Here is a 25,378-nt window from a genome sequence, read left to right as displayed (position 1 = left end):
GGCCGGCGGAGCCGGGCGCGCGCACGGGGCATGGCGGTGGTCAGCGCGCTGCTGATCGTGGCCGTCATCGCCGCGCTGGCGGCTGCGTTGCTGGGCCGGCAATCCGCTTTCATCCGCACCACCCAGGACGGCCAGTCCCGCGTGCAGGCGCGCTGGCTGCTGCGTGGCGAAATCAGCGCGGCGCAGCGCCTGTTGCGCGCCGAGGCCGTGCGCGAGCCGACCACCCGTCTCGACGGGGCGTGGAGCCGGCCTTTCTCGAGGCAGGCGTCGGGCCAGGTGGCCGTCGAGGGGGGGCGCCTTGTCAGCGAAATCACCGACGAGCAGGGCAAGTTCAATCTGCGCAACCTGGTGGACCAGGGGCGCATCGATCCCGCCGAGGCGGAGGTGTTCACGCGGCTTTGCGCGATGGTGGGCGTGCCGCAGGCACCGGCCCGGTCCATCATGCGCCGCGTCATCGTGAGCCTGGGCGATGCGGAGGCCTTGCCGGCCGATGCCCTGCCGGATGCGGCACAGGAGCGGGCCGGCAAGCTGGCGGCCACGCTGGACCTGCCGCCGGTGTTGCCGCGCACCGCGCAGGCGCCGCGACTGCGCGCACTGGAAGACCTGCTCGCCGTTTCCGGCGTGGATGCCGGCGTGCTCGCGAGGCTGGCCCCCTTCGTGACCGTGCTGCCGCAGCGGACCTGGATCAATTCGAACACCGCGAGTGCGGAACTGTTGGCGGCTGGCGTGTCGGGCCTTTCGCTGGACAGGGCCCGCGCCGTGCTGGCCGCGCGCGACCGCGGCCAGTGGTTCATCAATCGGGGCGACTTCACCAACCGCCTGCAGATGCCGGAACTGGAGGCCGACGAGATTCGCATCGGCATCACCAGCAACTGGTTCCGCGTTGCCAGCGTGCTCGACACCGCGCGTACGAAGTTCGTGCAGGTGGCGCTGCTGCACGATGACAAGAATGCCTTGCCACGCGTGGTGTGGCTGCGGGAGGGCGTGTGAAGGTCGACCTGCTGCGCCTGCAACTGCCGCCCTGGACAGGCCCGGATGATCCGACGCTTGCCGTGCGCTGCGGCTGGCGCGGATCCGACGGCGCGTGGCGCGACGGCGGCACGCTGGCCCTGGGCGATGTCGCCGGCCGCTTCCGGTCCAGACGCTATGAGGCCTGCCTGCATCCCGGCGACCTGCCGATGGCCGGCTTCACGCTGCCGCCGCTGTCGGGGCGGCGTCTTCGTGCCGCCGTCCTGGGCGCTGTCGAACCTTGCGCGCTCCAGCCGCTGGAAAGCCTGGTGGTCGGCTTCGGTCCGCGCGAGGCCGACGGCACGGTTGGCGCGGCATGGCTCGGCGCCCATGCGATGGACGGCTGGACGAGACTGCTGCGGCGCAGCGGCATTGCGGTGCGCGGGCTTTGTCCTCCAACTGCTTTCCTGCCGTTTGCGGCGCAGGGCTGGGTGGGATGCCGGATCGATGGCTGGTGCATCGTCCGTACGGGCCGGAGCCAGGGCTTCACCCACTGGATGCCGCAGGGCGCTGACCACGCCGCGAGCTTGGCGGCCCAAGGGGCACCTGCTTCCATCCGCTGGCTCGATATCGAAGAAGCCGATGCGGCCGCGCGCTGGTCGGGCGAGGGTTGGCGCTGGTCGCTGCCTGCCGCGGAAGCGGCGGGCGCCAGTGGCGGCGCCGCGCTCGCCGGACCTGCCCTCGGCTGGGGCGCCATCGCCGCCGCGGTCTGGCTGGGTGGCCTGAATGTCTACGCCGGCCAACTGGCAACGCAGGGGCAGGCGCTGAAGCGGCAGATGGCCGCGCGGGTCAAGGCCGCGTTCCCCGACCTGCCCTTGGTCGTCAACCCGGTGCAGCAGGCGCGGCAGCAAAAGGAGGCGCTCGCGGCGGGCGGACCGCAGGCGGCCGGCAGCGGCTACGCGGGTCTTGCGCAGGGGGCCGTGCGCTTGCTCGCGGAGGTGCCGGCCGGGCAGGTCCAGAGCCTGCGCTATGCACCGGAGGAACTGCGCATCCGCTGGCGCGATGGCGGGGCGCCATCGTCCGAGGCATGGGGCACGCTGCAGGCCCGGGCCCGCGAGCAGGGCCTGGCTGTCGAGAGCGATGCGGGCGTGCTGCGCGTGCGGATGGCGGCAGGCAGCGCGGTGGCCGACGCCGCGGCGCCCGACCCGCAGCGGAAAGACCCGCCGTGATCCGCGATCGCCTGCGAGCGCTGGTTCACCGCATGAGCCCGGCGCGGCAGTTCGCCCGCGAAGGCGCAGGCCGCTGGCGCGCACTGCTTGCGCGCGATCGCACGGCCGTGGGTATTGCCGTGCTCGTGACGACGCTGGCTTTTCTGTGGCTGGTCCTGGCCCGGCCCGCTCTCGATACCGTGGCCCGATGGCAGCGCGACCTGCCGAAGCTGCAGGCCCAGTCCGCCGAACTCGACCAGCTGCTGGCGGGCGTTCCCGTTGCGCGCGCAGCGCGCGGCGTGGCCGAGCCGCTGCAGGCTGGATTGGACCGCGCGGGCCTTCGAGGGCTCTACGGGCTACAGGACGCCGCGGCCGACGCGCCGCCGGCTGCGGGCAAGGCATCGCCAGCGAAAGCGTGGCGGATCGAATTTGCCGAACCGGCTCCTGCCGGCCAGGTGTTCTCCTGGCTGATGGCCGTGGCGGCACGCGGCGACGTCGAGATCGTGCGTGCCGCCCTGGATCGCGTGGATGGTGCGGGGGACCCCGCTACAGGCTCGCAAGGCCTGGTGCGCGGCGTGGTGGACGTGCAGTCCAGGCAACTCAACAAGGATGGCCAGTGACACGAGATCGAAAGGGTGCAGCCATGCGCCGATGGACAGTGGCATGCTGCCTGGGCCTGGCCATGTGCGCGGCGGCCGCGCCGCCTTCCGCATTGCCGCCGAACCGCCCCGATGCCCGCGCGCCGCAACCCGCCAGGGGCGGTGGCAAGGACGAGAAGGTGGTGCTGAATTTCGTCGACGCGGACATCACCTCCGTGGTGTCGGCGCTCGCGCGCTTCCTGGGCCGCAACTTCCTGTTCGACCCGCGCGTGAAAGGGCAGATCACGCTCGTCTCGGAAGGCGAGGTGCCTGCGGCCACGGCCTACGGCATGCTGTCGACCGCGCTGCGCATGCGCGGCTTCGTGATCGTGGACGTCGGCGAGGTGAGCCGCGTCGTGCCCGCGGCCGATGCGAAGCTGCAGGGCGGGGCGGTCAACACGCGCAATCCCGGCGGCGGCCTGGCGACGCGCACCTTCCGCCTGAACTATGAAAACGCCGAAGCGCTGGTGCCGGTGCTCAAGCCGCTGATCGCGGCCGAGAACACCATTGCCGCCTACGCATCGAACAACACGCTGGTGGTGACCGACCACATCGACAACCTCGAGCGCCTGGCCCGCATCATCGAGAGCATCGACACCCCGGCATCGCTGGATTCCGAGCTGGTGAAGCTGCGCAACGGCATTGCCGTGGACATTGCCGCGCTCGCCACCGAACTGCTGGAAGGCAGCGGCGAAAAGGGCCGCCGCGACATCGTGGTGCTCGCGGACCCGCGCTCCAACAGCGTCGTGATCCGTGCCAGCAGCCCGGGGCGCACGGCCCTCGCGCGCGAACTGATCGCCAAGCTCGACAGCGCGCAGACCGATGCGGGAAACCTGCACGTGGTCTACCTGCGCAACGCGCAGGCCGTGCATCTGGCCGGTGTGCTGCGCGGCCTGCTGACGGGTGAGTCGGTGGACGCGTCAGCCACCGGCAGCGGCTCGGTCCGCGCGGCGCTGGGGTCGGGCGGCATGCTGAGCGGAGCAGGGGGAGCGAACGGGAGCGGGAGCAATGCCACCGCAGGCGGCAGCACCATCCCTGGCGCCGGCAGCACGACCGGCGCCGCCGGCAAGGCAAGCACCGGCGGCGGGCTGCGCGCGGTTGCGGGCGGCGCCGGTCAGCCTTCGGGCGCCGCGGCGGGAAGCACGTCGACCGCCTTCTCCACGGGCAGCGTCACGGTGCAGGCCGACGCTTCCACCAACACACTGATCATTGCCGCGCCGGAGCCGATGTACCGCAGCCTGCGCAGCGTGATCGACCTGCTGGACCAGCGCCGCGCGCAGGTGCTGGTCGAAAGCCTGATCGTCGAGGTGACGGAGCGCGACGCCTCCGAACTGGGCATCCAGTGGATGGCGGGCGGCAGCAACGGCCGGGTGCGCGCGGGCACGAACTTCGGCGGTGCCCAGCTCAATGCGAACGCGGCCAACACCATCGACGTGATGCCCAGGGGCCTCAACATCGGCGTGGTCGACGGCACCATCAACCTGCCGGGCGTGGGCGAGATCCTCAACCTCAAGATGCTGGCCCGCGCGCTCCAGGGCAAGGACGGCGCCAACATTCTTTCCACGCCCAACATCCTCACGCTGGACAACGAACCGGCCTCGATCATGGTGGGCAAGACCGTGCCTTTCGTGAGCGGGCAGTACATCACCAACGGCAACAGCAGCACCAATCCGTTCCAGACCATCCAGCGCGAGGACATCGGCCTCAAGCTCAACATCCGCCCGCAGATCTCCGAGGGCGGCACGGTCAAGCTCGATATCTACCAGGAGGTCTCGTCCATCGACGAGCAGAACTCGGGCGCCTCCGGCATCGTGACGAACAAGCGTGCACTGGACACCAGCATCCTGGTGGACGACGGGCAGATCATGGTGCTCGGCGGGCTGATGGAAGACAGCGTGACCAACGGCAGCGAAGCCGTGCCGGGCCTCGGTTCGCTACCGGTGCTGGGCAACCTGTTTCGCTACGACAGGCGCCAGCGGGTCAAGACCAACCTGATGGTCTTCCTGCGGCCCTACGTGATCCGGGATGCGAACGCGAGCCGCGGCCTCACGCTGGACCGCTACAACTTCATGCGCATGCAGCAGGGCCGTGCGCGGCCGGTGCCGCACGGCCTGCTGCCCGACCTGGGCGGACCCGCGCTGCCCCCGGCGGACGTGCCCGCCGTGCGGCGCGCGCCGGAGGTCGACCTGCGTCCGCAGAACTGGGAGCGCACGCGAGAGCAGGCGCCGCCGCCCACCGCCTCGGCCAGCGCGGTGCGCCAGGCGCCGGCGGCCGCCGCGGCGCCGCCACCCGAGCTGCGGTCGCAGCTGCCGGTGGGCGTGACGGTGGAATCCGACCCCGCCGCGCTGCATGGCGGCATGAACGACAAGGTCACCGTGGTGCAGATTGCCGACGTGAACGCCGAGCAGGATGCGGTGCGCATCGTCAAGCGGGTGCGCATCAGCGGCATCGGCGCCTACATCGTCGGCGGCCCGGGAGGGGAAGGCAACCTGGTGCGGGTGGAGATCCCGCGCGATCCGCAGGCGGTGGACAACGCCATCGCCGTGCTGCGCGAGTTGGGCTACCGCCCCGAGCTGGTGGTGGCGCCATGAGCGCCGCGTCAAGGGTGCAGCAATGACCGCCGCGCTGCCGCATGCATGGGCACGGAGCCATCGCATCGTCGTGCGGCAGGAGGGCGATGCGCCTTGCATCGCAGTGTGCCCCGCCACACCGGGCTGGGCCGTCGTCGAGGCGTGCCGCCTGCTGGGCGAGCTGCCGCTGCAGCGCATCGGCGACGATGAGATGAACGGCCTGCTGGCCAGCAGCTACGCCGACGCCGGCGATGCCGCCTCGGTGGTCGGCGCGGTGGAGCAGCAGGTCGATCTTGCGCGCCTGATGCAGGACATTCCCGCCGTCACCGACCTGCTCGACGCGCAGGACGATGCGCCAGTCATCCGCATGATCAACGCGCTGCTGGCCCAGGCCGCGCGCGATGGCGCGAGCGACGTGCACCTCGAATCGTTCGAGACCCATTCGGTGGTGCGCTTCCGCGTCGATGGCACGCTGCGCGACGTGGTGGCGCCGCGCCGTGCGCTGCATGCGGCGCTGATCTCGCGCATCAAGATCATGTCGCAGCTCGACATCGCCGAGAAGCGGCTGCCGCAGGACGGGCGCATCACGCTGCGCGTGGGCGGCCGGCCGATCGACGTGCGCGTGTCCACCGTGCCCACCGCGCACGGCGAGCGCGCGGTGCTGCGGCTGCTCGAGAAGGACGCGGGCCGCCTGCGGCTCGAGCGCCTCGGCATGGCGCCCGACACGCTGGCCGAGCTCACGCGGCTGGTGCGCCAGCCGCACGGCATCGTGCTCGTCACCGGCCCCACCGGCAGCGGCAAGACCACTACGCTCTATGCGGCGCTGGGCCAGCTCGACCTGAGGACCAGCAACATCCTCACCGTCGAAGACCCGGTGGAGTACGACCTGCCCGGCATCGGCCAGATCCCCGTGCACAGCAAGATCGGCATGACCTTCGGTGCGGCGCTGCGCGCGGCGCTGCGGCAGGACCCGGACAACATCATGATCGGCGAGATCCGCGATCTCGAGACCGCGCAGATCGCGGTGCAGTCCTCGCTCACCGGGCACGGCGTGCTGGCCTCGCTGCACACCAACGATGCCGTCTCGGCCGTGACCCGCATGAGCGACATGGGCATCGAGCCCTTCCTGCTGTCGTCCTCGCTGCTGGGCGTGCTGGCACAGCGGCTGGTGCGCTGTCTCTGCCCGGCCTGCAAGGCGCCGCAGCCGCGGCCCGACGGCAGCATGGCCTACGTGCCGGTGGGCTGCCCCGCCTGCGGCAACTCCGGCTTCAAGGGCCGCACCGGCATCCACGAACTGTTCGTGGTGCACGACGACATCCGGCGCCTCATCCACGAAGGCGGCGACGAGCAGGCCATGCGCGCCGCGGCGGTGCGCCACGGCATGCGCTCCATGCGCGAGGACGGGCAGCGCTGGGTGCAAGAGGGCGTGACGACCGCCGAGGAAATCCTGCGCGTGACGCGCGACGCCTAGGAGCCGCGGCATGCCACGTTTCGAGTTCGAGGCCGCGAACGGCGCCGGCGAGATCCAGCGCGGCACCGCCGAGGGCGAGTCCGCGCGATCGGTGCGCACGCAGCTGCGCGAGCGCGGCCTCACGCCGCTGGACATCCGCGAGAAGGCCGCGAGCGGCGGCGCGCTGGCCTGGATGAATCCGAAGCTGAGCGCCGGCGACCTGTGCTGGGCCACGCGCGAGCTTGCGAGCCTGCTGGGCGCGCGGCTGACATTGGAGGCCGCGCTGGTCGCAACCATCGAGCAGGCCGAGCGCAAGCACGTGGCCGAAGCGCTGGGTGCGGTCTGTGAAGGCGTGCGCGCCGGCATGCGGCTCGCCGATGCGCTGGGCGAGCGGCCGCGCGACTTTCCGAAGATCTACCGCGCGCTGGTGAGCGCGGGCGAAGACTCGGGCGATCTCGCGCGCGTCATGGAGCGGCTGGCCGACTACCTGGAGAACCGCGACAACCTGCGCAGCAAGGTGCTCACGGCCTTCATCTATCCGGCCATCGTGGGCTTCGTCTCGCTGTGCATCGTCGTGTTCCTGCTGGGCTACGTGGTGCCGCAGGTCATCGGCGCTTTTGCGCAGGCGCGGCAGGAGCTGCCGGCCATCACGCGGGCCATGCTGGCCGCCAGCGCCTTCGTGCGCGAATGGGGCTGGCTCACCGCGGGCCTGACCGTGGGCGCGTGGGTGCTGGGCCGCGCGTCGCTGCGCGATGCGGCCCGGCGGCTGCGCTGGCATGCGCTGGTGCTTCGCTTGCCGATGGTGGGCCGCTATGCATTGGGCGTGGACACGGCGCGCTTCGCCTCCACGCTGTCGATCCTGATGGACGCCGGCGTGCCCTTGCTGCGCGCATTGGAAGCCGCGCGGCAGACGCTCGGCAACGAATGGATCAAGCGCTGCGTGCTCGAGGCCACGGGCCGCGTGAAGGAGGGCACGCCGCTGGCGGCGGCGCTCAAGGCGCAAAAGATTTTTCCGTCGAACCTCGTGCACCTGGTGGCCAGCGGCGAGAAGACGGGCGCGCTGGCAGCCATGTTCGAGCGTGCGGCGCAGAACCTCTCCCGTGATCTGGAGCGCCGGGCGATGCGCCTCACCACCGTGCTGGAGCCGTTGATGATCGTCGGCATGGGCGGCGTGGTGATGGTGATCGTCCTTGCCGTGCTCATGCCGATCATGGAGATCAACCAGATGGTGCGCTGAATGTTCGGGAGCAGGCCTCTCGAAACCAGCTGCGTGTTCGGGAGTTTTCGCGGTGCGTGTTCCCGAGCTTTTTTCGGCCTGCTGTCACCTGCGAAACGCAGGATCAAAGGCGTCGCTGGAGAGGCGACAGAGGTAGCGAGAAGACAGGTGCTCGAGTGAGCGCACGGTCTTCGGTAGTTCATTTATCTGGTCCATTCAAAGGAGTTTCCATGAATGCAAAGTTCAAGACGGCCGCACTGTCGGCCGTGACGATGGCTTGCCTGCTGGCTGCCGGTGCTGCGTCCGCGCAGATCGCCGTCGGCGGTGGCGCGACACTGCCCGAGATCCTGTATGACGAGATCCTGCCGAGCGGCGTGGGCCTCACCAACTTCAGCTACACCGGCACCGGCAGCGGCGCCGGCAAGTCGGCTTTCTTCAGCAACAGCGCCACCGCGTTCAAGAACGAATCCGTGTCCGGCACGCCGGCATGGACCGCCACGCAGTCGGTCCACTTCGCAGGCAGCGATTCCGCCGTGACCGCGGCCGAGCGTGACGCGTACAACACCGCCCACGTCACCGGCGTGACCGGCCCGGCCGCCTGGAGCCGCATGATCCAGATCCCCGCGGTTGCCACCTCGGTGCTGATCCCCTACAAGCGCTCGGGCATCAGCAACCTGAACCTGTCGGACGCACAGATGTGCGCGGTCTTCAGCAACAAGACGGGCGGCCAGACCTGGGGCCAGCTGCGCGGCACCACCGACGCCACGACGGTGAAGGTGGTCTATCGCACCGACAACAGCGGCACCACCGAACTGCTGAGCCGCTACCTGGTTGCGGCTTGCCCCACCTCGGGCTTCGTCGTCTCCAACAACTTCGCCACCATGGTGGCCGGTGCCGTCACCGGCGGCACGATCCCGGCCCACTGGTTCGGCGCCAACGGCAACGCCGGCGTGTCGAATGCCTTCATCGGCACCGGCACCGACTCGCGTGTCGGCTACCTGAGCCCCGACTCCACCTACACGGGCAGCAGCAACGCGGTTGTCGCGCGGGTCAACGGCAACCTGCCGCTGGCCTCGTCGATCCAGACCGCGCTGGCCGCCGTGTCGCTGCCGGTGGGTGGTGCTGCGCAGGCCAGCAACCCGCTCGCCTGGGTGCCGGCCTACTCGAAGCCGACCCCGGCAACGGGCACGGGCTCCAGCTACCCGATCTTCGGCACCACCAACCTGCTGGTGAACCAGTGCTACAAGGACGCTGCGGTGCAGACCAAGGTCAAGAACTTCCTGACCGGCCTGCTCGGCACCACCTACAACACGCCGATCACCACCCACAACTTCGTGAACCTGCCTGACGGCACGGTCGGCGCGAACAACTGGAAGACCCAGATCTCCAGCGTGTTCCTGAATGCCGCCCACCCGCTGGGCATCGGCAACGTCAACGTCTGCAACGGCATCGGCCGTCCGCTCGCGAACTGATCGGCATCTGCTGACCATAGGTTCGGAGTCGTCGCACCTCGGTGCTTGCGGCTGCGAACCTGCCCCGGGAAAAGGGCTGTGCCACGGCACGGCCCTGGTCCCGGGGCTTTGGGCCGTCTGCCCGATCAGCGCACATGGAGCGGCTTGCGATGTCACGCGAACGTCACCTCGGGCGACTAACTTCACCCGGGTCTGCAAGAGCGCCTGGTGGCCTGTGCGGCGGACGCGGCAACTCAGGGACATGTGCGCCAACCCGGTATGACAGCGATTTCGGCATCGGTCAGTGTTTTGGCACTGGCCTGGTGCCTGGCCGGCGCGGTTGCGTTGTTCGGGTGCGGCGAGGCGCATGCGCAGCCGGAGCCCGCGGCGCAGCAGGCGTCCACGGCGCGCATCGATTTCGATATTCCGGCCCAGCGCCTGGGAGACGCGATCGAAGCCTACAGCGCGGCGACGCGGATGGATGTGCTGATCGATGGCCACCACGCGCAGCGCCTCTCGACTGCCGTGCGCGGCTTGCTGACCGCGGCGGAAGCGATGGAAGCAATGCTGGCAGGTACCGGCCTGGAAGCGCGTCTTGCCAATGCGAGTTCGCTGGTGATCCAGACCTCGCGCGCACCCGGCGCTGCGGACGCGCCGCGAGGAGCGGATGCGCCGGGGCTGGAGGGGTCGGGGTTCAAAGAAGGGGAAGTCTTGCATCAGTCCTACGCCGCCCAGGTCCAGCAGGCCCTGCGCGGTTCCTTGTGCGCTTCGGCCGAAACGCGGCCAGGCAGCTATCGCCTGGCGCTGCAGCTGCGGCTGGATGCGCGCGGCGCGGTGGACAGCTTCCGCCTGCTCAGCACGACCGGCGACGCGAACCGCGATGCGGCCGTGCGCAGCCGGGTGCGCAGCCTGTCCATCGGCAGCGCACCCCCGCCGTCGCTGCCGCAGCCGCTGGTCATCCTGCTGCTGCCGGAGGGGCCGGGCGCGCAGGTCGATTGCGGGCAGGCCGCCTACCGCGGCAAGGTCTACGCGCAATGAGCGAAGGCATGGCGTCCACGCTGCGCGCGCGCATGGTCGCGCGCTACGTCGAGCTGCGCGGCAAGCTCGAGCGCATCGTCGGTTCGCGCGACGATGCGGCCGACGCGATGCAGGAGACCTGGCTTCGCCTCGCGGCCATGAGCGACGGCACCACGACGGTGAACAATGCCGACGCCTACCTGCTTCGCATGGCCGCGAACATTGCCACCGATCGCTACCGCCAGGACAATGTGCTGCTCGCGCGCGGCGAGATCGACGCGCTGGTGCACATGGTGGACGAGGTGGGCGACCCCGAACGCATCGCGAGCGGGCGCAGCGATGTGCAGGCACTGAGCCTCGTGCTCGCGCGCATGCCGGCGCGGCGGCGCGCCATCCTGGTGGCGGCGCGCGTCGAAGGCCAGCTCAACAGCGAGATTGCGCAGCATCTCGATGTTTCCGTGAGCACGGTCGAGAAGGAACTGCGCGCGGCCCTCGAATACTGCAAGAAGCATTTGCCGGATGTGGAGGCCGCCCAGCGCGGCCATTTTGCCGGCCCGAGAAAATACTGATGAGCGTCATGTCTTCTTCCAAGCTCGACCCCGGTGCGCTGCAACGCCAGGCCCATGCCTGGTGGGTGCGGCTGCATTCGGGCCAGGCGACCCGCGCCGACGCCGACGCATTCCGGCAATGGGCGACCCTGAGCGCCGCGCACGCGCAAGCCTGGCGCGAGGTCATGCGCGTGTGGTCGGCGCTCGATCCGCTGCTGGCCGAAGAAGCTGCGCGCCAGGCGGCGCGGGCGCCGCTGTTCTCGTGGCCCGGGGTGTCCGAGGCCCTGCGGTCCCCGGGGCGCAGGGCGTTCATGGGCGGCGCGGTCGCGGCTTCCGTGGCAGCGGGTGTGCTGGCGGTCGATCCGCCGCTGGGGCTGTGGCCGTCGGTCGGCGAACTGGCCGCCGACTACCGCACCGCCACGGGCGAGCAGCGGCAGGTGGCGCTGGGCGAGGACGTCAGCGTGCGCATGAACACGCAGACGCTCATCAACCGCATCGGCAGCGGCGCGAACCTGCGCGGCATGGAACTGTTGGCCGGCGAGGCGGAGATCGCGGCGGCAGGCAGCGCCGACTTCTTCGTGGAGACGGGCGGCGGCCGCCTGCTGGCGCGCGGCGCACGCTTCAACATCCGCCACACCGGGCCGCAGGTCTGCGTGACCTGTCTCGATGGCCGCGTGCTGGTGTCGGTGGGCGGACAGCAGCGCTCGGTCGAAGCGGGCCGGCAGGTGGTGTACGACCGGGCCGGCATCCAGGACGTGGTGCGTGCGGACGTGGCCAGCGTGAGCACGTGGCGCACGGGCGTGCTGTCTTTCGACCGCACACCGCTCGCCGAAGTGATCGACGAGATCAACCGCTATCGCCCGGGCAAGGTCATCCTGCGCAACGAGTCGCTGGGCCGCACGCTGGTGCGGATGCAGTTGTCGCTGCGCAGCATCGACAACGCACTGGTGATGATCCGCGAACTCTATGGCGCCAAGGTGCGCAGCCTGCCGGGCGGCATCGTGTTGCTGAGCTGAGACGGTTTTTTCGAAAAATAATTTACGGGTCGCCTCACGCAGGCTCGTCATGGGGGTATGCAACCGACGCCTCATGACGAACGGCCGCGCGAAGCCCGCAGCAAGGAAGCCTGCCTGGGCGAGGCGCTGGACTGGATCGTGCGCCTGAACCGCCTCAGCGTCAGCGAGGCCGAGCTTCTTGCGCTCGACGTCTGGCGCGCGCGCAGTGCCACGCATGCCCAAGCCTGGCACGAGGCGTTGGTGCTGTGGCGGCTGCTGCTGCCCGCTGCGCACGGCCTCTCGCCATCGCCGCCACCCGTTCGCCGCCGAGGGGCCGCCGGCCATCCATTGATCGCCTGCACCGCGGGCGACATTCGCATCACCGACCGCGGTGCCGCTCGCGGCGCTGCTTCCGACATCTCGTTCCCGCACTATCGCCGCAGGCAATCATGGTCTTGAATCCGCACACCCCTCATTCACGCCGATCCGCATCGTCCGGTAGCGGTGGCCTGCGCCTGACGCCGCTGGCGCGTGCCATGGCGGTGGCGCTGGCGGCGGCCGGCGCACTGGGCCCGGCGCACGCGGGCCAGACCTTCAGCCCTGCGTGGTTTGCGAACAAGGGTGCGGCCCAGGCCGGCGCGATGCAGACCGGCAGGCTGCCGAACGGCATGCCGGCGTCGAGCCTTGCGAGCCCGTCGCAGCAGCAACAGCAGGCCGGCGAGCAACTCCAGCGCTCGATCGGCAACCTGAACCTGGCCGCGCGAGCCATCGCGGCGCAACAGGCCGCGCAGGCCGCGGCGCGCGAGGCGGCGCTGCGCGATCCGTCGTCGGTGCCCGACGGCCTGGCCGAAGGCGGCCTGCGGGTCGATACCCACAGCCTCACCGCGGGCTGGCACAACGCCAATGCACCGGTGCAATCGCAGCAGGCCGATGGCCGCACGAACGTGGCGATCCAGCAGACCGGCGACCGCGCCATCCTCAACTGGGAGACTTTCAACGTCGGGCGCAACACCACGGTCGAATTCAGGCAGCAGGCCGACTGGGCGGCGCTCAACCGCGTGAACGATCCGCAGGCGCGGCCCTCGCAGATCCAGGGGCAGATCAAGGCCGACGGCACGGTGCTCATCGCCAACCGCAACGGCATCGTCTTCAGCGGCAGCAGCCAGACCGACACGCGCAACCTGGTGGCGGCCGCCGCGAAGATCAGCGACGACCAGTTCAAGGCGCGCGGCATCCACAGCGCGCCCGCGGGCGAAGGCTATGCGCCGAGCTTCACCGACGCAGGCGGCGCGGTGAAGGTCGAGGCGGGCGCGCAGCTCGCCACCCGCACGCCCGCTTCCGTGAAGCAGGGTGGCGGCTACGTGCTGCTGATGGGGCAGGAGGTGAGCAACGCCGGCACCATCACCACGCCGCGCGGGCAGGTGCAGCTGGCCGCGGGCGATTTCTTCATCGTGCGTCCCGGCCAGGGCACGGCGGCGAACCAGGTCTCGACCACGCGCGGCAATGAAGTGGCGCCGCAGTTCGATGCCGACAGCAGCTCGGGCAAGGTCGTCAATACCGGCCTGCTGCAGGCGCCCGAGGGCGACGTCACGCTGGCCGGACGCAAGGTGGTGCAGGACGGCGTGGCACTCGCCACCACCACCGTGGATGCGCGCGGCTCGATCCATCTGCTGAACTCGGCGAGCGACAAGCTGGGCAGCGTGACGGTCACGCAGCGCGCGGTCAACGCGGTGCTGCTGGACGGCCAGAACGGCCGCACCGCGCTGGACAGCCAGCGCGAGGCGCTCATCACCGAATCGGCCAGGCAGGACGTGCTGCGCCGCGCGAGCGTGCAGGGCGCCTTCGACAACCTTTCGCTGCTGGACGACCGGCGCGACCAGTCGCGCATCGAGATCGTCTCGGGCGGCAGCGTGCTGTTCGAGGGCGGCTCGACCACGCTGGCCACCGGCGGGCAGCTCGCGGTGACCGCGGGCGCCGCCGGCGGACGAAGCACCGTGGGCAGCGGGGCGCGCATCGACGTCTCGGGTGCGGTCGGCGTGCAGGTGGCGATGTCGTCCAACAACGTGCAGATCAACATCCAGGGCAACGAGCAGCGCGATGCGCCGCTCAACCGCGACACCTCGATGCTCAACAGCAGCAACGTGTTCATCGACCGGCGCAAGCTGGTGCGCGTGGCGCGAGGCGTGGGCGGCTACGACGGCGAGCGTTGGTACACCTCGGGTGGCCTGCTGGAAGTCGGCGGCTACCTCGGCCTGCAGGGCCACGGCATCGGCGAGTGGGCCGCGCAGGGCGGCAGCGTCGTCTTCGCGGGCAGCGAACTGGTCACGCAGGCCGGATCGAACATCAACCTCTCGGGCGGCACGCTGGACGTGCAGACCGGCTTCATCCGCCAGAGCTGGCTCAAGGGGCCCGAAGGACGCCTGTACGAAGTGTCGAACGCGCCCGCCGACCTCGCCTACAGCGGCCTCTACAAGGGCTACGAAGACGCGCACAAGCGCTGGGGCGAGAAGACCACCGGCTACTTCTACAACCCGCTGATCGGACCGCAGCAGCGGCTGGAGAACGGCTACACCGTGGGCCGCGACGCGGGGCGGCTGGTGGTGGCCACCGGCGCCGCGGTGCTCGACGGCGACATCACGGCCCATGCCTTCCAGGGCGCGCGGCAGGTCGAGCGCGGCGATGCGGGCCTGGACGGCTACGCGCAGTCGCACAACGCGGCGGCGCAGGCCGGGCAGCTGGTGCTCGGGCGCTACGAGACGGCCTACAACGGTGATGCCAAGGTCGGTCCGGTAGGCGTCTTCCACAACCTCGTGCCCACGTTCGACAACATCGTGTTCGGCCCCGCGCCGCCCGATGCCGGCGCCGTGTTGGCACCCGATACCGCGCTGCCGCAGGCGCGCCGCGACGCGCTCCTGCTCGACAGCGAGCGGCTGAGCGGCTTCGGCCTCGGCACGGTGATGGCCGCGGCCAGCGACAGCGTGGAGGTCGGGGAGGCCCTGAGCGTCGCGCCCGGCGGCCGCATCGCGCTGCACGCGCCGCAGGTGACGGTGAACGCCGACCTCACGGCCCGCGGCGGTGCCATCGCGCTGGGCAACGTGCTCAGCTCGGTGACCGCGGCCGGCGCCCCGGTGGAGAGCGCATTGCCGGCGAGCGAGGGCAAGCCGACCGAGGTGATCGTCGCCAGGGACGTGACGCTCGATGCGCGGGGGCTCTGGAGCAACCTGCAGCTGGAGCCGGGCGACGCGAAGGGGCTGGCTTTCCTGGACGGCGGCTCGGTGAACATCGGCAGCACCGGCGCGGTGACGCTTGCGGCCGGCTCGCTCGTGGACGTTTCTTCGGGCGGCGCGCTGCTGGCCAATGGCAGGACGCGCGGCGGCCGCGGCGGCGACGTGAGCCTGGTGGCGGATGCCCAAGTCGATGGGGTGGCAACGAACGGGCTGCTGACGGTCGATGGCGACATCCGCGGCTACGGCGTCAACGGCGGCGGCACGCTCCGGATGGTGTCGGGCAGCGGCATCGTGGTCGGCGGCAAGGTGCAAGGCGCTGACGGCGTGCTGGGCGCGGGCGAAGCGGCACCGCTCGATGCGATCCTGTTGCAGAACTACCAGGTGCACGCTGGCGACATCCTGCCGGTGGACTACGGCTACGAACGCACGCGCGCGCTGCCCGGAGAAGCCGTGGCCAGCCCGCCATTGTTCGACGACGCGACAAGGGCCGTGACACTGGCCGCCGACTGGCGGCTTCCCGATGCCAGGGGAACGGTCGGCTACACGGTGTTTGCGATCGTCAACGGCCAACAGCGATCATTCCAGGCCTTCCTCACGGGTGCCGGTCGAGAGAGCGAGACGGTCCCGGCCGGCGCCACAGTGGTGCGCATGGTCAGCTCCAATTTTTTCCCGGTGGACTACGTCGTGCCCGCCAACGTGTTCCCCAACGGTTTCGGCATCGAGGCCCAGACGGTCACGGTTGCCGCGGGCCGGGCCGCGCCGGCGGACTTCACCATCGCGAGCGGCACGCGCATCGCCGCCGGCGCCGTGTTCCTTCGGCCGGTGGTCACGAGCGCGAGCCTCTCGATCGGCGCCGGCATGCTCCAGTCCGGCTTCGCGAACTACGACTTCAATGGCCGCCTGGGCGTGGCCGTGGCTGACAACGCCGCGCTCGATGTGCGCATGCCGGTCTACCGCTTCACCGATGCGTCCAAGACGGCCGCCACCGGCAGCGATCCCGCCGCCGCGCTCGAACGCTGGACCCCGCCGCTCTGGCAGGAAGATGCGCTCAAGGGCGTGCTCACCCAGCGCCGCGGCGCGAGCCTCACGCTGCAATCGGGCGCAGGCTCGGGCGCGTCGACCGGCCCCGGCGGCCCGGTCGACGTGCGCGCTGGCGCCGCCGTCACCGTGGACCCCGGCCAGTCGATCACGCTGAATGGCCGGGATGTCACGGTCGACGGCCGGCTGACCGCACCGGGCGGCACGATCGCCATCGACGGCGGCGGCATCCCCGATGCGCCCGGCCTGTTCTGGATCGGCGAGCGCGCGGTGCTCGACGTCGCGGCGCGCGCCGTCACCGCACAGGACGTGTACGGCCGGCGCTACGGACAGGCGGCCGACGGCGGCACCATCCGCATCGGCGGCGCGCTCGACTGGGAAGAGGAGGGCCGGGCCGACGCGCCCCATGCCTTCGTCGTCATTCGCCCGGGCGCACTGCTCGACGCCTCGGGAACGAGCGCCACGTTCGACCGCGCCATGGACAGCATCGACCGCAGCTTCGCGCCGATGCAGGTGGCCACCGACGGCGGCTCGATCGTGCTGAAGTCCGTGCAGGGCCTGTACCTGGACGGCACGCTGCGCGCGGCGGCCGGCGGCGCCGGCGCGGCCGGCGGCACGCTGGGGCTGGCGCTCGAGTCGGCCATCTATCCCACCTCGACCACGCGCGGCGACGTGCTGCGGCATCGCGAGCTGGTGCTCGCGCAGGAGCAGGGCGACAGCCTGCTCGCGGCGGGGCTGGCCCGACCGGATGCGAAGCAGCAGCTGCTTACCGGCACGGCGCGCATCGGCGTCGACCGCATCGAGGCCGGCGGCTTCGACAACCTGTCGATCCTCGCCAACGGCCCCTTGAGCTTCGATGGCGACGTGGCGCTGCACATGGGCCAGAGCCTGCGCCTCTATGCGGGCACCTATGCGCATGCAGAGAATGCCGCCGCGGGCACGAACGTGTCGCTGTCGGCGCCCTATGTGCGCCTGGCGGGCACGACCCTGACCGCGCCCGACGGCTTCACCATGCCCAGGGCCAACTGGGCCGCCGGCCCGTCGCAGCAACCCACCGACGGCATGTTCTCGGTGCTGGCCGACCTGATCGACGTGCGCGACGACGTCGGCTTCGGCACCCACGCCGAGCTCGACCTGCGCACCTCGCGCTACACGGTGGACCGGCGCGGCTTCGACGCCGCCGAGCTCACGAGCCGGGGCGACATCCGCATGCTGGGGGGCAGCCTCGCGATCACGGGCAACCTCGCGCTCGCTGCCGAACAGATCTACCCGACGACGGGCGCACGGGCCACGGTCCAGGCCGGCTACCGCAGCATCGACGGCATCGTGGACTACCAGCCCGGAAGCGTCCTCTCCATCCGTCGCCAGGGCGAAGGCGAAGTCGCCATGCCCTATTCGGTCTTCGGCAGTCTCAGCCTGGGCGCCGAGACCATCGAGCAGGGCGGCATCGTGCGGGCGCCGCTGGGCCTGCTGACACTGGGAACCGGCGCGGAGGTTGGCGCGGTGACCGAGCGCGTGAACCTGCTTGCGGGCAGCATCACCTCGGTGAGCGGCGCCGGGCTCACGATGCCGTACGGCGGCACGGTCGACGGCCTGAGCTATGCATACAACGGCCAGGCTGTGCAACTCGACAGCGTGGGCGCGTTGACACGCGGCATCTCGGTGGTGGCCAGGCACCTGGATGCGCAGGGCGGCGCCGTGCTCGACCTGTCGGGCGGCGGCACGCTCTCGGGCGCCGGCTTCGTCAGCGGGCGAGGCGGTTCGGTCGACGTACTGAACACGCCGCTCGCGAATGCGAACCCTTTGAACCGCTACAGCAGCGCCGGCAACGCGGTGTATGCCATCGTGCCCGGCAGCGCCGCGCGCTATGCGCCGGTGGCGCCCGAGGCGGGCTTCGGCACGCCCGGCATCGGCCGGCAGATCACCGTGCCCGCGGGCATTCCGGGCCTGCCCGCCGGAACCTACACGCTGATGCCGTCGAACTACGCGCTGCTGCCCGGCGCATTCCGGGTGGAGATCGGCGCGGCCGACGGCATCGGCCTCGCAGGGGCCAGCGGCGTGGGCCACGGCTCGTACCTCACGCCCGGCTACCTGGGCGTGGCGCACACCGCGATCCGCGATGCGGTGCCCACCCAGGTCCTGGTCACGCCGGGCGACAAGGTGCGCAGCCACGCGAGCTACAACGAGACCGGCTACAACGCCTTCGTGCTGGCCGACGCCGAGCGGCGCGGCTTCCTGCGCGGCATGCTCACCTCGGACGCGAAGACGCTGGACGTCTTCCTGGAGAAGCCCAGGGACGACGACGCCGAGCGCACCGGGCTTGCGTTCGACGGCGAACTGCGCCTGGGCGCCGCGGCCGGCACGCAGGGCTTCGGCGGGACCGTGAATGTCCGCAACGTGCGCGAGATCCTGGGCGCCGGACAGACGGCGGCCACCGGCCTGGAAGGCGCCTCCGTCCACGACGAAGCGCTGAACCGGCTGGGCGCCGCGCGCCTGGTGATCAACGGCAGCATCACCCCCGTCTATGGGCAGGCCGGCCGCGTGGCCACCATCGCCGGCAATGGCAGCCTCGTCGTGCGCAGTGGCGCGCACCTGTCGGCCGCCGACATCGTGCTGGCGAGCGGCCCGAGCAATGCTGGCGACCCGGCCATCACCATCGAGCAGGGGGCGTCGATCAGCACCGTCGGCCGCCAGGCCTTCGCTTACGGCTCCAACGACGGCTACCTGTTCTCCGGCAACGGCGTGCTGGCGCTGTCCAACGGCTGGTTCAACCTGATGCTGGCGCCGGTGAACGCAGATCTTCAGCCCGTGACGGTCAATGTCGGCAGCTGCGTGAGCGCGGCGTGCAGCGGCGAGACCCGGCTGGTGTCCGAAGGCACGCTCGCAGTCGCGACCGATGGCTCGCTGACGCTGGCAGACAACGTGTCCTACGGCACGCGCAATCTCGTGCTGGCGCTCGCCGCGGTGAACCTGGGCGACGACGCGCGCATTGCCGCCGCGGACGCCAACGGGCAACTGCCGCACGGCCTCGTGCTCAACCAGGCAAGGCTCGGCCAATTGCTGGCCGGCAACACGGCCACCGGCGCCCCGGCGCTGGAGACGCTGGTGCTCAATGCGCGCGACGCGGTGAACATCTACGGCGCGGCCAGCCTCGATGCCTCCAGCCTGGAGCGGCTGGTGCTCGGCACGCCCGCCATCTACGGCTACGGTGCCGCGGGCGACGTCGCTTCGATCCGCGCCGGCGAGTTCGTCTGGACCGGCTCTGAAAACGAACCCGGCGCGGCGATGCCGGGACTGCTGGGCGAGGGCACGCTCGACATCGCCGCCCGGTCGATCGTGCTCGGCCACGGCCCCTACGCGCAACCGACCCACATCGAAACGGATGCGCGGCTCGCGCTGGGCTTTGCCGACGTGAAGCTGACGGCCACCGAGCGCTTCACTTCCGATGGCAAGAGCTCGCTGTCGGTGTACCACCGGCAGGGCGCGTACGTGCCCGGCCAAGGGCATGCGAACGAGGGCGGCAACCTCACGATCGTGTCGCCGCTCGTCACGGGGCAGGCCGCCTCGACGACGCGGATCACGGCCGGCGGCGCCATCGTGGTGGCCGCGCCCGAAGGCACGGGCGCAGCGACGTCGAGCGATGCGCTGGGCGCCACACTGGAACTCAGGGGGAAGAGCGTCGGCCTGGAGGGCAGCATCGTGCTGCCCTCCGGCAGGCTGGTGCTCGCGGCGACCGGCGACGTCGTGCTCGGCGCCGGCTCGCGCATCGACCTGGCCGGCCGCAACACCGCGCTGTTCGATGTCGACAAGTACAGCTGGGGCGGCGACCTCGTGCTGTCGAGCGAGGCGGGCAACATCGCGCAGGCGGCGGGCTCGGTCATCGACGTGTCCGCGCGCAACAACCGCGGCGGCACCGTCGAGGCGACCGCGCTCGGCAGCGCGGCCGGACGCATCGGCCTCGCGGGAACCATTCTTGGCGGCAGCAGCGGCAGCTACGACGCGGGCGGCACGGTCGTGCCCTACGACGCGGGCGAACTCACGGTGCGCGCGCAGACCCTGGACGACTTCGCGGGCCTGAACAACCGCCTGAACGCGGGCGGCGTGTTCGGCGCGCGCCGTTTCCAGATCAAGCAGGGCGACCTCGCCGTGGGCGACGAGGTGAAGGCCCGCGAGGTGTCGATCGCGCTCGACGGCGGCAGCCTGCGCGTGGACGGCCGCATCGACGCGAGCGGCTACCAGGTCGGCTCGATCCACCTGGCGGCGCGCAACGACCTCACGGTGAACGGCACGCTCGATGCGCACGGCACGGGCCTGCGCGTGGACAGCTACGGCAAGATCATCGACAGCCCCAACCGGGCCATCGTCGATCTCACCAGCACCGAAGGCAGGCTGACCTTGGGCGGCGGCGCACGCATCGACCTGCGCGCCGGCACCGACGTGCCCGTGGGCACCCAGGCGGGCCAGAACGATGGCCGCGCGCGCGGCACGCTCGACCTGAATGCACGCCGCACCGGCGGTGCGGACGAAGGAGGTAGCGGCGTGGACGCCAACGACGTGGCGGTCGCCGTCAACGGCACGCCCGCAATCCAGGGCGCGAAGACCATCGCGGTCAACGCCTTTCGCAGCTACGACGATGCACCGCTGGCCGATTTGCCCGACGTGTCGGGCCACCGGCCGCAGCTCATCACGCAGGGCTACCTGGACCGCATCGACACGGACAGCCAGGCCTTCGTCGATGCCGCGTTCGCCAACGCGGCGCTGGGCCGCAGGCTTTCGGGCCTGGGCCGCTACCGCCTGCGCCCCGGCGTGCAGATCGTGAGCGACAGCGTGAACAACCCGAACGGCGACCTCACGGTGGACGGCGACCTGGACTTCTCGGGCTACCGCTACGGTCCCGATGCCAACCGCGGCGATCCGGCACGGCGCGGCTTCGGCGAGCCGGGCCGCCTGGTGATTCGTGCGGCCGGCAATCTCAACATCCACGGCAGCATCAACGACGGCTTTGCGCCGCCCGCCGCCACGCCCGACGACAGCGGCTGGGTGCTGACCGAGGCGCGCAAGAACGGCGGTCCCTACACGCCCAACGGCGGCGACATCGTCGTGCCGATCGACGGCGTGGTGCTGGACACCGGCACGCGCTTTCCGGCTGGCTCGACCCTCAACTACAGCGTGGCCGTCGCCGCGATGACGCTGCCGGCGGGCACCGTGCTGCCGGTGGATGCCGTGCTGGCCGGCGCGCTCGGTCTGCCGGCGGGCACGGTGGTCGGCGCCAACATCTACAACGCCGACGGGTCCATCGTCTATGCGGCGGGCGCGGTGCTGCCGGGCGCCGTGACGCTGGACGCGGGCATGCGGCTCGGCGCGGGCACGGCGCTGCGCGGCGCGGCGCAGGTCGGCGCGCTCACCTGGCCCAAGGGCGTGGCGCTGCCGGTCGAGATGACCACCACGGCACAGGTCAACCTCGCGCGCGGATCGCTCATTCCGTCGATGACGTTCGTGGAGCTGCCGGGCGACCAGCCCATCAACCTGCGGCCCGCCGCGAACGGCGCGCAAGGGCGCAACTGGGCCGTCGCGCCGATGCTCGGCGAAGGCGCCACCTCGTGGGACTTCCAGCTGGTGGCCGGCGCCGACCTTGGTTCGGCCGACCGGCGCGCGCTCAACCCTTCGGCCAAGGCTGCCATCAGGCTGGGCGACACGCACTACGTGATGGCCCACACGATCGGCCGGGCCAAGGCCTGGGCCGAAGGCAACTTCATGGGGTATCCGGCAGGCACGCCGGTGTCTGCCGACGAATTGTTCTGGTGCGACATCGATCCGACCCAATGCTCCGACGACGGTCCGCCCTCCATCGCGGGCAGCCAGCCCGCGTCGGCGGCCTTCAGCGTGGTGCGCACCGGCACCGGCGACCTGGACCTGTCCGCGGCCGGCGACATCCGCATGGATTCGCTCTACGGCATCTACACCGCCGGCTCGGCGACGGCGGCCGGCGCTGCGTACAACCGCGCGCGCGGCAGGGAAGCCGACGGCACGGTCGTCGGCCCGCAGCCCGACCTGCTCGACTACGCCAGCAGCCTGGCGGCCTACCGCGCCTGGTATCCCGACCAGGGCGGCAACGTGCGCATTGCCGCGGGCGGCAACCTGGTGGGCGACATCACCGGCGCGCCGACGACCAGCGTGGTGCCGGGCAACTGGCTCTGGCGCCAGGGCTCGGGCACGGCGGCGATCGACACGCCGATCCCCGCGTCGTGGTGGATCAACTTCGGCACCTACGCCAGGAGCACCACCGCCACGCCCGACCTGGTCGGCTTCACCGGCATCGGCACGCTGGGCGGCGGCAACGTCAGCATCCGGGTGGGAGGCGAGGCCGGCACGATCGACCTGCGCGGCGAGCAGGTCGCGCAGCAGAGCGTCGATCACCGCAGCCAGGGGCTGGTGGTGGCGGTGGGCAGCACGGGCCGGGTCGGCGCCGATGGCGCGCTCACGCTCACGGGTGGGGGCGACATCGACATGCGCATCGCGGGCGCGCTCAACCCGCAGCGCAAGCTCAGCCCGGACGCGGAAACGCTCGTGCTCACGGGCGCCATCGCCAACCTGCGCGGCGCGACCGAACTCGCCGCCGCCTCCGTCGGCAGTGTCGGCCTGCAGTACCAGGCGCGGAGTTCCGACCCCACAGATCCGCGCGGCATGGACCCTTTCAGGGCCAGCTATGCCGATGCACGCGGCGGCATCAACCTCGTGCCGGGCGACACCGCCATGCGCCTGGAGACGCGCGGCGACCTGGCGATGGGCGGGGCGGCCGATGCGGGCCGCAGCGCAACGCCAAACACCTCGGGCTACCTGCTCGGCGGGCAGACGCAAGCCGGCGGCGGCCAGAGCGCGTTCTCGCTGTGGACCGCGCGCAGCGCGATCGAACTGGTTTCGGCCGGCGGCAACCTGACGCCCACCATGGCGACGGGCGACAAGGGCCAGATCGGGACCACCGCGGCGGACGCATGGATCGTCTACCCCTCGATCTTCCGCGCGGCCGCGCTTTCGGGGAGCCTCTACTACGGCTATGCGGCGCTGCCGCAGACGGTCGGGCTGCCCGAAACCCTCGTGTATGGCCTGACCCTCGCGCCTTCGGCCACCGGTGAATTGGAAATGCTCGCGGGCGGATCGATCCATGCGGGCGAGTACGCGGTCGGCATGTCGGGTTCGGGCACGCCCGTACCGACACCGTTCAACCCGGCATTCCTGGGCGCGGCCGATCCAAGCAACATCCTCGTGACCAACATCTCGCGGGAGGGCCCGGCGTTTTCCACCAGCGCCTTCGCGCCCACGACCCTGTTCGCGTTCGGCGCGAACAGCGCCGCGGTGCCGCTGGGCCGCGCGGAAGATGCGCCGCCCATCAGGTTCTATGCGGCCGGCGGCGACATCATCGGCCTGAAGACGGGCGAGGTGGTGCAGAAGAACGGCGGCGCAACCACCTGGTACAACGCCGCCGCGCCGGTGTGGATCAAGGCGGGCCGCGACATCGTCAACACCGGCGTGGCACCCGGCGGCACCACCGGGGGACCTTCGGAACTCGACGCAGCCAAGCTGCGCGGCAACCTGATCGTCCACGAGAACCCGACCGACGTTTCCATCGTCTCCGCCGGCCGCGACATCCTCTACGCCAACTTCGACATCGCCGGCCCCGGCACGCTGGAAGTTTCCGCGGGCCGCAACCTGCTGCAGGAAGACCGCGGCGGCATCGCCTCGATCGGGCCGATCGTGCCGGGCGACACCCGGCGGGGTGCGTCGATTGCGATGATGGCGGGCGTGGGTGCCCAGGGCCTCGACATGTCGGCGATCCGCACGCGCTACCTCGATCCGTCGAAGCGCGCCGATGCCGGTGCGCCGCTGGCCGGCCAGCCCGGCAAGGCCGCCAGGACCTACGAGGCGGAACTCGCCGCGTGGCTGAACGCGCGCTACGGCTTCAGCGGCGACACCGCGCAGGCCCTCGCGTATTTCGACGCGCTGGCGCCGGAGCAGCAGCGCATCTTCCTGCGCGAGGTGTACTACGCCGAGCTGCGCGAGGGCGGCCGCGAATACAACGACCGCGGCAGCAGCCGCTTCGGCTCGTACCTGCGCGGGCGCGAGATGATCGCCACGCTGTTCCCCGACCGCGATGCGGCCGGCAACGAGATCGCGCGCAGCGGCGACATCACGATGTTCGGCGGCTCGGGCGTGCGCACCAATTTCGGCGGCGACATCGAGATGCTGGCACCGGGCGGCAAGATCATCCTCGGCGTGCAGGGCGCGGTGCCGCCGGCCACCTCGGGCGTGATGACGCAGGGCGAGGGCGACATCCGCCTCTTCAGCGAAGGCAGCCTGCTGCTGGGCCTGTCGCGCATCATGACCACCTTCGGCGGCGACATCTTCGCCTGGTCCGAGAAGGGCGACATCAACGCCGGCCGCGGCTCCAAGACCACGGTGCTGTACACGCCGCCCAAGCGCGTGTACGACGACATGGGCAATGCCGAGGTCTCTCCGCAGGCGCCGAGCTCGGGCGCGGGCATCGCCACGCTGGCGCCCATCGCCGAGGTGCCGCCGGGCGACGTCGACCTGATCGCGCCGCTCGGCACCATCGACGCGGGCGAAGCGGGCATCCGCGTGTCGGGCAACGTCAACGTCGCGGCGCTGCAGGTGGTGAATGCGGCCAACATCCAGGCGAAGGGCGAATCGAGCGGCCTGCCGATGATGGCCTCGGTGAACGTGGGCGCCCTGACGAACGCCAGCGCGGCCGCCTCGCAGGCCAGCATGGCGGCACAGGACGTGATGCAGCGCGAGCGTGCCGCGGCACGGCAGGCCTTGCCCTCGGTGTTCACGGTGCGCGTGCTGGGCTTCGGCAACGAGCCGGCAAGCGGCAGCGACACGCCCGCGGACAAGGCGGCCACGCCGGTGAGCTACAACCCGCGCAGCGTGATCCGCGTGCTGGGCGGTGCAGGGAACCTGCCACCCTCGGCAAGCCGGCAGCTGACCGACGAGGAGCGCGCCAATCTGCAACGCTGAACCGCGCCGGGCGCCCCGGCCGGCGGGCGCATCCGTTCC

Annotated in this window: 12 protein-coding genes; all 12 read left to right on the top strand. The window is 71.1% G+C overall.

Annotated elements, in window-relative coordinates:
- Positions 1-30: 30 nt before the first annotated feature.
- The 12 genes from gspK (at position 31) to L1081_RS26450 (ending at position 25,339) form a co-directional block, all read left to right on the top strand.
- Positions 31-990: a type II secretion system minor pseudopilin GspK gene (gene gspK, locus L1081_RS26505; RefSeq protein WP_489417612.1), complete on the top strand. Its 960-nt coding sequence runs from the start codon at positions 31-33 to the stop codon at positions 988-990.
- On the top strand, positions 969-2,177 hold the full coding sequence (gene gspL, locus L1081_RS26500; RefSeq protein WP_489417611.1) for a type II secretion system protein GspL: 1,209 nt from the start codon (positions 969-971) through the stop codon (positions 2,175-2,177). The genes gspK and gspL overlap by 22 nt, the downstream gene beginning before the upstream one ends.
- Positions 2,174-2,776 carry a type II secretion system protein M gene (locus L1081_RS26495; RefSeq protein WP_489417610.1) on the top strand — a complete coding sequence of 201 codons (603 nt, stop codon included), beginning with the start codon at positions 2,174-2,176 and terminating at the stop codon, positions 2,774-2,776. The genes gspL and L1081_RS26495 overlap by 4 nt, the downstream gene beginning before the upstream one ends.
- Before the next feature lie 23 nt (positions 2,777-2,799).
- Positions 2,800-5,385, top strand: coding sequence for a type II secretion system secretin GspD (gspD, locus tag L1081_RS26490; RefSeq protein ID WP_489417609.1), 2,586 nt, complete (start codon positions 2,800-2,802; stop codon positions 5,383-5,385).
- A 22-nt stretch (positions 5,386-5,407) separates the two neighbouring features.
- A complete protein-coding gene (gspE, locus tag L1081_RS26485; RefSeq protein ID WP_489417608.1) occupies positions 5,408-6,835 on the top strand; it encodes a type II secretion system ATPase GspE in 1,428 nt (475 codons plus the stop codon).
- A 10-nt stretch (positions 6,836-6,845) separates the two neighbouring features.
- Complete coding sequence (gene gspF, locus L1081_RS26480) at positions 6,846-8,051, top strand: type II secretion system inner membrane protein GspF (RefSeq protein WP_489417607.1); 1,206 nt, start codon at positions 6,846-6,848, stop codon at positions 8,049-8,051.
- Positions 8,052-8,260: 209 nt separating this feature from the next.
- A complete protein-coding gene (locus L1081_RS26475) occupies positions 8,261-9,502 on the top strand; it encodes a substrate-binding domain-containing protein (protein WP_489417606.1) in 1,242 nt (413 codons plus the stop codon).
- 258 nt (positions 9,503-9,760) lie between these two features.
- On the top strand, positions 9,761-10,519 hold the full coding sequence (locus L1081_RS26470) for a hypothetical protein (protein WP_489417605.1): 759 nt from the start codon (positions 9,761-9,763) through the stop codon (positions 10,517-10,519).
- A complete protein-coding gene (locus L1081_RS26465) occupies positions 10,516-11,067 on the top strand; it encodes an RNA polymerase sigma factor (RefSeq protein WP_164547839.1) in 552 nt (183 codons plus the stop codon). The genes L1081_RS26470 and L1081_RS26465 overlap by 4 nt, the downstream gene beginning before the upstream one ends.
- Positions 11,067-12,062 (top strand): FecR domain-containing protein, encoded by a 996-nt coding sequence (locus tag L1081_RS26460; RefSeq protein WP_489417604.1) that lies wholly within the window; start codon positions 11,067-11,069, stop codon positions 12,060-12,062. Before L1081_RS26465 ends, L1081_RS26460 begins: the two co-directional genes overlap by 1 nt.
- Before the next feature lie 57 nt (positions 12,063-12,119).
- Positions 12,120-12,500, top strand: coding sequence for a DUF4880 domain-containing protein (locus L1081_RS26455; protein ID WP_489417603.1), 381 nt, complete (start codon positions 12,120-12,122; stop codon positions 12,498-12,500).
- Between the two features lie 182 nt (positions 12,501-12,682).
- Positions 12,683-25,339 (top strand): filamentous hemagglutinin family protein, encoded by a 12,657-nt coding sequence (locus tag L1081_RS26450; RefSeq protein ID WP_489417988.1) that lies wholly within the window; start codon positions 12,683-12,685, stop codon positions 25,337-25,339.
- The last annotated feature ends 39 nt before the right edge of the window (positions 25,340-25,378 follow it).

Origin of the sequence: Variovorax sp. MSC1_012 (assembly GCF_023667525.1) — a bacterium.
Taxonomy (GTDB): domain Bacteria; phylum Pseudomonadota; class Gammaproteobacteria; order Burkholderiales; family Burkholderiaceae_C; genus Variovorax; species Variovorax beijingensis_B.
This window is presented reverse-complemented; position numbering and strand designations above follow the sequence as displayed.

Coding starts and splice junctions, on each gene's coding strand:
- L1081_RS26475 (WP_489417606.1), top strand. CDS start 8,261: ATGAATGCAAAGTTCAAGACGGCCGCACTGTCGGCCGTGACGATGGCT.
- gspF (WP_489417607.1), top strand. CDS start 6,846: ATGCCACGTTTCGAGTTCGAGGCCGCGAACGGCGCCGGCGAGATCCAG.
- L1081_RS26470 (WP_489417605.1), top strand. CDS start 9,761: ATGACAGCGATTTCGGCATCGGTCAGTGTTTTGGCACTGGCCTGGTGC.
- gspK (WP_489417612.1), top strand. CDS start 31: ATGGCGGTGGTCAGCGCGCTGCTGATCGTGGCCGTCATCGCCGCGCTG.
- gspE (WP_489417608.1), top strand. CDS start 5,408: ATGACCGCCGCGCTGCCGCATGCATGGGCACGGAGCCATCGCATCGTC.
- L1081_RS26465 (WP_164547839.1), top strand. CDS start 10,516: ATGAGCGAAGGCATGGCGTCCACGCTGCGCGCGCGCATGGTCGCGCGC.
- L1081_RS26455 (WP_489417603.1), top strand. CDS start 12,120: ATGCAACCGACGCCTCATGACGAACGGCCGCGCGAAGCCCGCAGCAAG.
- L1081_RS26450 (WP_489417988.1), top strand. CDS start 12,683: ATGCAGACCGGCAGGCTGCCGAACGGCATGCCGGCGTCGAGCCTTGCG.
- gspD (WP_489417609.1), top strand. CDS start 2,800: ATGCGCCGATGGACAGTGGCATGCTGCCTGGGCCTGGCCATGTGCGCG.
- L1081_RS26460 (WP_489417604.1), top strand. CDS start 11,067: ATGAGCGTCATGTCTTCTTCCAAGCTCGACCCCGGTGCGCTGCAACGC.